At 34.2% G+C, this 12,561-nt stretch carries 9 protein-coding genes; 7 read left to right on the forward strand and 2 right to left on the reverse strand.

The window, feature by feature from the left end; translation table 11 throughout:
- The first annotated feature begins 47 nt into the window (after positions 1–47).
- The 7 genes from QLQ94_RS21850 to QLQ94_RS21880 all read left to right on the forward strand — a co-directional run bounded on the left by QLQ94_RS21850 (position 48) and on the right by QLQ94_RS21880 (position 8,769).
- On the forward strand, positions 48–3,326 hold the full coding sequence (locus QLQ94_RS21850; protein ID WP_482498527.1) for a CheR family methyltransferase: 3,279 nt from the start codon (positions 48–50) through the stop codon (positions 3,324–3,326).
- A gap of 375 nt (positions 3,327–3,701) precedes the next feature.
- A complete protein-coding gene (locus QLQ94_RS21855; RefSeq protein ID WP_271335750.1) occupies positions 3,702–3,842 on the forward strand; it encodes a hypothetical protein in 141 nt (46 codons plus the stop codon).
- Between the two features lie 244 nt (positions 3,843–4,086).
- Complete coding sequence (locus QLQ94_RS21860; protein WP_271335749.1) at positions 4,087–4,965, forward strand: AraC family transcriptional regulator; 879 nt, start codon at positions 4,087–4,089, stop codon at positions 4,963–4,965.
- Positions 4,966–5,035: 70 nt separating this feature from the next.
- A complete protein-coding gene (locus QLQ94_RS21865; RefSeq protein WP_271335748.1) occupies positions 5,036–6,202 on the forward strand; it encodes an iron-containing alcohol dehydrogenase in 1,167 nt (388 codons plus the stop codon).
- Between the two features lie 222 nt (positions 6,203–6,424).
- Positions 6,425–6,826 (forward strand): lipocalin-like domain-containing protein, encoded by a 402-nt coding sequence (locus tag QLQ94_RS21870; RefSeq protein ID WP_271335747.1) that lies wholly within the window; start codon positions 6,425–6,427, stop codon positions 6,824–6,826.
- 343 nt (positions 6,827–7,169) lie between these two features.
- Positions 7,170–7,988, forward strand: coding sequence for an alpha/beta fold hydrolase (locus tag QLQ94_RS21875; RefSeq protein ID WP_271335746.1), 819 nt, complete (start codon positions 7,170–7,172; stop codon positions 7,986–7,988).
- A 298-nt stretch (positions 7,989–8,286) separates the two neighbouring features.
- Entirely contained in the window at positions 8,287–8,769 is a 483-nt protein-coding gene (locus tag QLQ94_RS21880) for a hypothetical protein (protein ID WP_271335745.1), read from the forward strand.
- 45 nt (positions 8,770–8,814) lie between these two features.
- Here the strand turns inward: QLQ94_RS21880 and QLQ94_RS21885 are convergent, their stop codons facing one another.
- Together QLQ94_RS21885 and QLQ94_RS21890 are read right to left on the reverse strand one after the other, a co-directional pair.
- Entirely contained in the window at positions 8,815–9,792 is a 978-nt protein-coding gene (locus QLQ94_RS21885) for a YheT family hydrolase (RefSeq protein ID WP_271335744.1), read from the reverse strand.
- A gap of 260 nt (positions 9,793–10,052) precedes the next feature.
- On the reverse strand, positions 10,053–12,449 hold the full coding sequence (locus QLQ94_RS21890) for an outer membrane beta-barrel family protein (protein WP_271335743.1): 2,397 nt from the start codon (positions 12,447–12,449) through the stop codon (positions 10,053–10,055).
- Positions 12,450–12,561: the final 112 nt, after the last annotated feature.

Below are 12,561 nucleotides of genomic sequence, written 5' to 3' on the forward strand. Positions count from 1 at the left end.
TTAATATTAAAAAGACTTAATACATTTGGTCTAAATTATAGTTTGCCATGAAAGTTCCTGCTAAAACTCCTCACAAAACAATACAGGATTTTCCCGTAGTTGGCATTGGTGCCTCTGCCGGAGGATTGGATGCTTTCAAAAAAGTACTGAAAGCCATACCCAATGATTCAGGGATGGCATATGTGCTTGTACAGCACTTGTCTCCTGACTATCCCAGCAACCTTCCTGAGATACTTTCTCAAAGCACAGATATTCCGGTTCATGAGATTATTAATGATATAAATCTGGCACCAAACCATATTTATATTATTCCGGAAAATAACAATCTTATTGCTGAAGATGGCGTTCTAAAACTGCATAACAGAACTCGTGATGAGAGAAAAAATAACAGCATCGACATTTTCTTTGAGTCGTTGGCACAAGTTCATAAGAGTTTTGCAATTGGTGTAATTCTTTCCGGAACTGCTTTTGATGGTACTTACGGACTTAAAAAAATAAAGGAACTTGGCGGTGTAACAATCTCTCAGGATCCTGAAACGGCAGCTTTTAAGGGAATGCCTCAAAGCGCTATCGACGCTGATGTGGCTGATTATGTTCTTGCACCTGAACTTATTCCGGAACAATTGCTTCAAATTCAGAAAAGTTATACCCTTAATCATGGTTATAGTGAAGAGGAACATATTCCTCAAAATGAAGAAGAAATCCTGAATAAAATTATAAATATTGTTTTTTTAAAAACAGGAAATAATTTCAATCATTACAAACAACCTACTATAAGACGGCGTATTGCCCGCAGAATGGTGATCGTTCGTAAAGAAGGTCTCGAAGAATATTACCATTATTTAAGAAATGATAAAGCTGAACAGGATCTCTTGTTCAATGATTTTTTAATTCCTGTAACGTACTTTTTTAGAGATACTAAGTTTTTTGAATCGCTGCCAAATATTGTGTTCCCAACCCTGATTCAAAATACTCTCAACAATAATTTACGTGTTTGGGTTGCAGGATGTGCCACTGGCGAAGAAGCATATTCGATTGCTATTTGCATTCATGAATATCTTGCAGAAAAAAACAATAAAGATATAAAGGTTCAAATTTTTGCTTCGGATATTTCTGAAAAATGCATTACAAAAGCCAGAACAGCACTTTATTCAGCTCAGGATTTACAACATGTTTCGCCGTCAAGGCTTCAAAATTATTTTACAAAACGTGATGGTCATTATCAGATCAATAAAGTAATTCGTGATATGTGCATTTTTGCAGTTCACAACTTTATCAAAGATCCTCCGTTTGCCAGAATTGATTTGGTTTCATGCCGAAATGTGCTCATCTATTTTGATCCGTTTTTACAGAACAAAGTTTTAAGTTCATTTCATTATTCATTAAAAGAAAAAGGAATTTTGTTTCTGGGAAAATCGGAAACTACAGCCAATGCACAAAATTTGTTTGAACCTCTTGGCAAAAACGAAAAAATCTATATCCGCAAATTTGCACCTGGACGTTATGTTCCTGAGGCGTTTAAACCGGCAAACATAAATTCGAGAGGCAAAACAGAAATATTTCCTAAAAAGATTCAACCGGAAACGGATTTTAGAAAAATTGCTTCAGATATTTTATTCCTAAAATATACTCCGGCAAGCGTCATTATAAATGAACATCTGGAAATTGTTCATTTTCATGGTGATACAAGTTTCTTTTTATTACCATCGCCCGGAAAACCAAACTTTAATATTTTGAAAATGGCACGCGAAGGCATCAGCTTTGAATTGCGTAATGCTATTTTGAAAATAAAAAAGGAACAAAAAAATGTCATCAAAGAAAATATAGTGGTCAAGGATCAACCTTATCTTGCTTCATTCGAAGTACTTGCTATCCCTAATGATGACGAACATATCATGGTTCTTTTTCATAAAAAAATGCTTCCTGAATTAGACGAAGACACTAAAAAAAGCCGAAAAAGTTCTGATCAGCAGCGTATCAAAGAACTCGAAAATGAACTTAACCAACTTCGTGAAGACATCAAACGGGTCACCGAAGAACAACAAACTGCATTTGAGGAACTTCAGACTACAAATGAAGAGTTATTGAGCAGCAGTGAAGAAATGCAGGCGATGAACGAGGAATTAGAAACCTCAACAGAAGAACTGCAGTCTAATAATGAAGAGTTAATGTGCGTAAACGACGAATTAATGGACCGTCAGGAACAATTGACTTCTATGCGAAATTATTCTGAGTCGATTTTTAAAACCATTCGCGAACCATTGATTATTATTGATCAGGACTTTTTTGTAAAAAATGCCAATCCTGCTTTTTATAAATATTTTCAAACTACCGAAAAAGAAACAGAAGGTTATTCCTTATTTGAGATTGGAGATTGCCAATGGGATATTCCGGAATTTAAAGATCTGATTTATAACATGCTTGGCGAAAAAACCCAGATCGAAGATTTCAAGGTTGATACTACCTGTAAAGGCATTGGCAAAAAAATCATGATGGTAAATGCGCGCCGTATACTAAATGCAAAACCTGCCGGCATGATCTTACTGGCACTCGAAGATATTACAGATGTAATTAGTGCTAATGAATTGTTGACAATCAAAAATGAAGAACTGCAAAATTATAACGATCAGCTAGAAGCCTTTAGTGCTGCAGCAAGTCATGATTTACAAGAACCGCTTCGCAAAATTCATATGTTTTGTAAAAGGATTATTGACAACGAAGAGCATTTATCTGAATCAAGTAAACATAATCTGGAGCGAATGTTATTTGCCGTGACCAACATGAGCCAGTTAATTGCTGACCTGATTGCGTACTCGCGAATAAATTTTATAGAAAAAGAATATAAAAAAACAGATCTGAACGTTCTTTTAAAGAAGATTATTGCAGATATAAAAGACACTATTTTAGAAACAAACACCATAATAACAGTTTCTTCATTTCCACAGTTAAATGTGATTCCGTATCAAATACAACAGCTTTTTACCAATTTAATTCTTAACGCTATTAAATACACAAAAAGCGACGTCACGCCTGAAATAAAAATTGAAACAGAGCAGCCTTCAACTGACGAAATCCTTTCAATTGGCGGTAACAAAGAAAGTAATTACGTAAAAATTAGCGTGACTGATAACGGGATTGGATTTAACCAGGAATTTGCATCAAAAATATTTGAGCCTTTTTATAGATTACACAACAACGATCAATATCATGGCAGTGGTCTTGGGCTTACATTGGCTAAAAAAATTGTCGCAAATCATAACGGATTTATTGCTGCAAAAAGCAAAGTCAATCACGGGACCACATTCAATATTTATTTACCGCTTTAAAATAAAAAAAACATAAATAACTGTCTCCAAAAAGTTTCACCGCTATTTGGAGACAGTTTTTTTGTAATGTTTTTCTATTCTCTCAATGTTTATACAGAGAACAAAAAATTATAAAATGATACTCACATTTTGCATAATTCTCATTCATAATTTACAATGTTGTACCCAAAAAATTGCCTGCGATGTTAAATTACCGTTCTGAGCGTTTCAAAAACCAAAAACAAGAATGTAATTCACTGATAATTATATAATTGAGATTTAAAATTCTATAAATAAATACGTTGCTTTCAAACTAATTTTGGATATGATCTTTACAACAATTCAATTTGTTTTTGAATAAAGATTGTATTAATCTATTAATTTAAACTATTTATTATGAACACTTCAAATCAAAAAAACAGCGGCACTACAGGTGCAAAAATGTCAGACAAAAAAACTGATACAAAATCAACTGCTTCAAAAGGTAGCAACAAGTCAACTGACGATAAAAAATCGACATCGACTAAAAAAAATTAAAACTTTTTACATCATTTTATGATACTAAAAAACAAATGAAAATTACGGTCTTCCCGATCGTAATTTTCTTCGTTTATACCAATAGCTAAAATTCAAAAAAATAAGTTTATCGATACTAAAGGGAAAAAAATCTTTTTTATTTTAAGTAAATTTGCAAATTCATAACTGAGAACCTTTACTAAAGTGCAAAAATTTCAGTTGGACCAAATGCCGGAATAATGTTTTTGACGCAAAAAAAATACTAATGAATTTAAAAAGATTACAGATCAGCAAAAACATTCAAAAAGCCGAAGACAAAAATCTATCCTTTCGCGCTTTTGATCTGAATACAGAATATATCGAAGACTATTTTCAACCTCATAAAAAAGATCATTTCTGCATTATAATTGTTGAAACCGGTACTATTGATATTCAGATCGAAGAAAAAATACATTATCTCAAAGCAGGTAAAATTTCTATAATCTTTCCGGAACAAATTCATTTTATCTTAGCCAAAAGTGATGATCTAAAAGGCAAAATCATTTTATTTGAAGAAGTCCTGTTTTGCTCTGATATATTAAAAAATGAACTAAGTCCGTATAATGTAAATCTTTCTGATAACCTTAATTGTACGGTACTCCCTACTGCTGAATTTGAACAGGCACTTTCTCTTATAAAAAACATTCAGACTATATATAACAACCCAACGTTGGTCAAAAAAGAACAGGCGCGATTTTATATAAAAGTATTTCTGCTGGGTTTAATCGAATCTATTCACGGCCAGCATCCTGTTTTGCATCAAAAAACAAATCAGCATATTTATATCGGTTTCAAAAAACTGCTAAATCAGCACTATAAAAGTGAGCGTACTGTGCAATATTATGCTTCGACGCTCACAATTACGCCAAAAAAACTCAATGAAATAACAAAAAAGCACTGCGGTGAAACGGCAATTAATGCGATTCATAACCGAATCCTTACCGAAATAAAAAGACAATTGCTTTTTTCAGATCTGTCCCACAAAGAGATTGCATTCGACCTGGGGTTTAGTTCCCCGTCGGCACTAAACAAATTTGTAAAGGCAAAACTCAAAGAAACGCCTACTGAACTACAGCAGGAATTGGCGCAAATTTATACCGCATAGTCCTGTTTGTATAACATCCTCCCCTGCACGCTCTTTTATCTTTGCCACAATAATTAATACTATTTAAAAGATGAGCAAATTATTTGTTGCAAGCGAGGTTTTCCATGGTCCCGGAAGTCTTGAGGAATTGAAAAACATCAAAGGAAAAAAGGCTTTTGTTGTAACTGGAGGAAGTTCTATGAAAAAAAGCGGAACTCTTGACAGAGCAGTAGCTTTTTTAAACGAAGCGGGAATCGAAACTTTTGTATTCGATGGTGTAGAGGAAGATCCTTCATCTGCTACAAGTTTTAAAGGCGCAGCAGCCATGAGCGAGTTTCAGCCGGACTGGATTGTAGGTATAGGAGGTTGTTCTGCTATTGACGCAGCAAAAACAATGTGGATTTTTTACGAACATCCTGATACTGAATTCGATTCATTAATCAAACCTTTCAATGTACCTGTATTACGAAATAAAGCTAAGTTTATAGCCATTCCGTCTACAAGCGGAACAGGAACGGAAACAACTGGTTTAGCAGTAATTACAGATCGCGAAAAAGGGGTTAAATATCCAATTGTATCGTATGAATTAACGCCGGATGTTGCCATTATCGATGGAGAAATTTGCGCATCAATGCCTGCTCATGTTACATCAAATACAGGATTAGACGCATTAACTCATTGTGTAGAAGCTTTTGTTTCTAACATTGATGATAATTTTGCTGACGTTCTGGCTAAAGGCGGATTAGAAATTGTATTTGATAATCTGGAAGAAGCGGTAAAAAACCCTTCAAATATTACAGCGAGACAAAATATGCATGATGCTTCATTTATGGGAGGATTAGCTTTTAATAATGCATGGTTAGGTATTGTTCATTCATTGTCACATCAGGTAGGTGCTTTATACGGTATTCCGCACGGTTGTGCAAATGCTATTTTCTTACCTAATGTTATTCGTTATAATGCTTTGGCAACGAATAAATATCCTGCATTAGCAAAAGTAATTGGTGTAGCAACTGCCGAAGATCTTGCGCAAGCGATCGAAGGTCTTAGAAGTAGAGTAAACAACATTTCATCTCTAAAAGAATTTGGAATTTCTAAAGAAGACTGGGATAAAAACCTTGATTATATTGCAAACAATGCACTAATCGATCCATGTACAGGATTTAATCCGCGTGTTTCTACTTTAGAAGATTTAAAAGATATTTATAATGCATGTTATGAAGGTATTTTTTATACAGAAAACGCAGTAACAATTTAATTTGTAAAGCCATTTTTAGCCAGACATTTATTTTATTGTCTGGCTTAGAACTGGCGAGGAATAAAATAAACTTCCGGAAAATAAAATTTCGTATGTTATTCTATATAAACATTTTAATTATAGGATTTTCTATAACTTAAAATTGAATAAGGCTGATTATTAGAAGTTTTATGATAATATAATTACCAGATTTATTTTATATTTGAATATAAATTCAAAACTATGAAAAAGATCTTTCTACTATCAATGCTTGTAACCATTTTAGTTTCATGTTCTTCAGAGAACGACAATATTCCAGACGACACATCTGGTAATATTCAGGGAACATGGCAATTAAAAGCAGAGTATATTGGTGGCGTAAGACAATCTTTAAGCGAATGCCGGTTAAACGAAAATATGTCTTTTGACGGTACTGCGGTAATAGCGGTAAAAAGTGATGAAACCGGAAATGTAAATTGTAATCTCAGCACCCAGGAAGGAACTTTTATAAGAACGGGAACTAACTTGTCGATTGCATTTACCAACGAGAATTTGAAAAGTAAGATCAAGGAATTGACAACAGTAAAACTGGTACTAATTCCTGAAAATTCAGATAAAACATTTGAGTACGAAAGGGCAAAGTAATTTTAATAAATTGCCTAATAATTAGACTGGTTTATTATTTTACAGTTCCCTTTTTTAGTCAAAAAATCAATTATACCCCTTTATTATCAAGAAATTACAATTATTATTTTTTTTCCAATACCTAATTTATTGAAATCCTTTTGGGTCACTTATTTTTAATTATAAAAAAAGAATCAGTACCTAAAACTCATTACTTAATCTAGATTAATCGATAGGTCTTCCCTTCCTATATAAATTTGTACAAGAAATCTAAGCCAAAATAAATACAGATAAAAACTTAAATTTTAGTTACAATACCAAATTAGGATATCTCCTAAATTTATTAATCTTAAAACCAAAAAAAATGAGCACAATTACAGTAAAAGACGGAACAGAAATTTATTATAAAGATTGGGGAACAGGACAACCTATTGTTTTTCATCACGGATGGCCTTTATCAAGTGATGACTGGGATGCACAAATGATGTTTTTCCTGAAACAAGGATACAGGGTTATTGCACACGACAGACGTGGACATGGTCGTTCTGGTCAAAGCTCTGAAGGAAATAACATGGAAACTTATGCTGCTGATATTGCTGAATTGACTGCTGCTCTTGATCTAAAAAATGCGATTCATATTGGGCATTCAACCGGTGGTGGCGAAGTGATACGATATGCTGCAAAATATGGAAAAGAACGTGTTGCAAAAGCTATAATAATTAGTGCTGTAACACCAATAATGATAAAAAATGAAGCAAATCCTGAAGGTGTGCCATTGTCTGTCTTTGATGAAATAAGAGAAGGTACAGGATTTAACAGAGCGCAATATTTTTACGATTTCCCTATAGCTTTCTACGGATGGAACCGCGAAGGAAAAACAGTTCAGGAAGGAATTAAGCATAACTGGTGGCGTCAGGGAATGATGGGTTCTGTACTTGCACATTATGAAGGTATAAAAGCTTTCTCTGAATCAGATTTTACAGAAGATCTTAAAAGTTTAGAAATTCCTGTTCTCGTTTTGCACGGAGAAGATGATCAGATTGTCCCTTTTAATCAGGCTCCAAAAGCAGCTAAACTATTAAAAAACGGAAAACTGATTTCATATCCGGGATTTCCTCACGGAATGCCAACTACAGAAGCAGAAACAATTAATAAAGATATCTTAGAGTTTATTAAATCTTAAGGAATATCAAATATTTTAACAGCAATAAATCCTTGAAAAAGAAGCGGCTTCAGAACTGAACTAGCATCTATTTCAAGGATTACTTTTTAATACAAATTGCAACAATCGATATTGCCGTTACAGGCAAGAAAGCAGCTTATTTATATTAAAATTTACGACATCTGTGCCGATAACGAAATTTTCTCTCTATAAAATCCTATCAAATTTAGATCGGGATTCTGCAAAATCCAATTACTATTATATAACAGAAAATTTCAGGGAAAAATTAAATTTGATGTACGCTATTAAAAATTCTGCTATGAAAAATTCGTTAATGCTTTTACTATCAATTTTCTTTTTTTCATGCCAACAAAAAGAAAATAAGAACGGTATTGTTTACTCTACAGATACAATTACGGCAAATAAAAATAAAGAGATAAACAAACCAAACGAAGAGAATAAACAAATAGGCGATACTATCCTAATGAATTTTAGAGATGATAAAGGTTTGTATGTAGCCGAAGGTTCCTTAGATTCAATTCATTCCAGAATATATGTCAAATTCAAAAATGAAAATTCAGAAAAATTGAATGCAACAATTGTTCCCTCTACAGGCAAAGGAAATATTCGTTTCAACCAAATTATTTTTCCAGATCAAACCTCAGACGGACCTTTTGGAATGGATATGAAAATCTCTCTCAAACAAAAAGGAAATTATGTTTTAGTAATTGGACATACGCAAATGGCTGACAATCCATTTTTTGGAAAATTCAGGGTACAGCTTGACAATAAAAAGGAATAATCCCTGAGTTCATAATTGCTCAAAGCCATAACTTGTATCCTCGTTTTAAGCCTTAAAAATAGCTCCAGGATTGTTGGTAAAAAATTCAAAAGCTCTTTTCTCTACATAAGAATGCGTAGAATTGCGCAATGGAAAAGCGCAGTGTCCTCCGTATTTTGGAGTTTCCAGATATACAAATGCACTGTCCTGCGATATAGCTCTGGGATAACATCTCTCGCTTAAAAAAGGATCATCAAGAGAATTAATAATCAAAACCGGAGTAGTAATGTCTTTAAGAGAAAATTCAGGAGAGACGCGCTCATAATAATCATCACGGCTTGCAAAACCATGTAACGGTGCTGTAAAATATTGATCGACTTCATCAAAAGAAGTAATTTTATCAATCTGATCGCGGTTTATAAAATCAGGAAACTGTGCCGCTTTATATTTCAGCTTTTTTTTAATATCAATTGTAAAATTCTTTAAATAAACCCTGTTAAATCCTTGTTTGAGTACCGCAGCACTTGTTGCGATATGAGTTGGTACAGAAATGCAAACACCAGCTTTGACCCGCTCATCGATTTTTGTCCAGCCAAAATAATTCAAAAGCTGAACCCCACCCATCGAATACCCAATTAAATAAACCTCATCGAATCCTTTTTGTAAAACAAACTGCACCACCTGATCAAGGTCATCAACTGCGCCGTGATGATAAAGTCTGGGAAGACGGTTCATCTCTCCTCCGCAGGTACGATTGTTCCATGCGAAAACCGAAAAATCTTTTTCCTGAAAATAAGCCGCACAACTATTATTGTACGTCCTGCGGGAATCCCCTTCTAATCCATGACATAAAATAACTGCCTTTTTAGGGTCACTTATAATAAAATCGATATTGATAAAATCTCCATCACTTAACTCATGCTTTTCCCTTGTATATCCCGGAGCGTCAAACTTTTTAAACAAAGCAGCATAAATAGTCGAAATGTGCCTGTTGCGATGAATAATAGAAGGTAAATTATATTCTGATTGTTCAATTATAGGCATGATAAAAAGTTTTTATGGTGCATACTACAAAGCTAAGGAATCAATCAAACATGTAATTAAAAACTGTCTTTTTTTATTTCATTTTTATTATTATTAATTTCATATAAAAAATATTCCCAAAACTTAAGAGACTCTATACTGATACGCGACAAGAAAATGAAAGAAGTTTTGATATTCATATATATTCCGGACTTTTATAAATTTCAATAATACCTCTTTCTTTCCTGCTTAAAACAAATTTTGCTGTTGCTGCTTTCGCATTATAACCTTTGCTGCTCTTCAGTCTGGACTTCTTTCTTTTTGTTTTCTAATTTCTGATTTCCAAAATTATAACGCAAACCTAATCTAAAACTCTGGGTGTCTGCATACGACTTGAAATAATTGTACTGATCAGCATAATCTGTAACGACTTTTTCTTTTTGCCCCCTGTAGATATCCGAAATAATAAGATATACTTCCCCGTTTTCTTTCCATATTTTCTTGCGAATAGCGGCAGAAAGACTTGAAGTCTGACTGTAAACAAAAGTACCCTGCACTGAAGAAGAATTGTATTGAAAATTTAATTCTGCATTTAGATCTTTCTTTTTAGTAAGTACGAAACGGTTGCTGATACTCGTGTTATAAGTTGGCTTTCCGTTTTTATAGAAATTGCCGTCCCTGCCCTGAAAACGATCTTCAACATAACTTAATCCTGCCTGAATTCCAGATTCCCAAAAACTATACAGCGTAAGATTAGTATTAAACTCAAGTCCAAAGGCAAAATCTTTTTTAATATTTGTAAAATGGTACACCAACATATTAGTTTCATAATCCTGATAAGAAATTTCCATAGAAGGATTCTTCTCAAGGCGATAAAAAAGATCAAAATTATATTTATTTTTAAGCGTATAAAGCAAATTCAAATTGTGCGTAATTGTAGGAAGTAATTTTGGATCTCCCATAAAATAAGAATACGAATTATAATACGAACGAAAAGGGTTTAATCTGCTGTATTGCGGTCTCGTAATTCGCTTGCCATAAGAAATACCAATTTCATGTCCCTCTTTTGGTTTGTAAAGCCCATAAAATGTTGGAAAAAGCTTGAAATAACGCTGTTGGTTTATTTCTGAAGTAGTAACCGAATTTCCTTCCAGCGAAGTATATTCGCCACGCAAACCAGCCTTGAGACTCCACTTGCCAAATTCCTTATTGTAACTCGCATAACCTGCCAGTATCGATTCGTCATAAAGAAAAACACTGGTTTTATTTGGATTGTTTACGAGATTGCCAGCAATTTCGTCCTTGTAATCAAGACCGCTTTGGGCCTTTACATTTCCAAATTTCAGTCCTGCTTCCAGAGTTCCGTTAATTTCATTCGAGTAATCCGTCTGAGCCGTAAAAAGCTGAATATCCTGCACATTATCACTAATAAAGCGTGTAGTGCGATACGGATTTTGTTCAGGAAGCGAAAATGCCGATGTAATATCCTGACGTTCCTGACGCCAATATTGAGTATAATCTGCCGCTACAGACACTTTTTCTTTTTCACTAAAAAGATGGTCAAAGGACATATTATAGGATTTATTTTTGAGCGGATTAGTACGATTATTTCTCGTTACGTAAAGCGAATCAAGAGCACCATTGCCTCCATAAATAAACGTTGGTACAGTAAAATCTCCCTCTTGCTGCAGCGCTATAAATCCAGTTGCACCTGCAGCGATCGTATTCAGCGAATCAATTTCATACGAAGCCTGAAGACGATATGAATTTTGAGCCAGTGATTTTGACTTGCGTCTCATAATGCTTTCCCAGCGCGAATCGATTGAGCCATCTTCTTTTAAATAATGCACGACATCAGTTCCTTCATTGACATATATGCCTGAGCCAAAACCGTATCTCCCTGCCAGAGATAATTTTTCTCCTTTATAAAACTGATTTGTAGATACAATACCTTTTGGATACATTGATTGCACATAAGCAGTATTAACAGAGCCTTTATAGCCTTGCGAAACATTCTTTTTTAGCTTGATATTCAAAACCGCACTTCCCTGCGCTTCGTATTTAGCAGGCGGGTTCGTGATAACCTCTATAGATTTTACTTCTTCGCCACTCGTGTTTTCTAAAAACTGTTTTAACTCTTCTCCACTAAGATAAACCTTCTTGTCATTGATAGTAACAAGAATGCTCTGACTGCCCCGAATGCTTATCGCTCCCGAAGTTCCCGTCATTACGCCAGGTGTTTTGCTTAGGATCTCCCAGGCATTGTTTGATGAAAGTGATGAATTTTCGACCCCAAACTCAAGCCTGTCAATCAACCTCTTTACAATAGGTTTTTTTGAAGTAATAGTCACACTCTCCAGATTATTTGTTATTTCGCTTAAAGAAATTATATCCAAAATCGTATCTTTTTGAATTGTTATCTTTTTGAGATACTCTTCAAAACCAATTGTTTTCAATTTAAGCAGGTAATCGCCTTTTGCCAAGCCGTTAAAACGAAACTCACCTGATTCATTCGTCTGCGCAGTCTTATAACTTACAGAATCATTTGCCTGCAAAAGCAGCATATCTGCAAAAGGTACGGCTTGATGAGAGCCGTCAACTACCTTTCCAGACAGGGAAATCTCTTGCGAATATCCAGCAAAAGAACCCCACAACAGTAACATGATTAATTTTTTCATTGATGATTTATTTGATGCAAAGCTCTGTAAATCATTTTCCGAAAATGGTTAACACAGGGTTAACGAAGGGTTAAACACCAAAAGATAAAAAGCTGATTGTAAACTCAAATTG

It is taken from the genome of Flavobacterium sp. B114r, assembly GCF_056824125.1.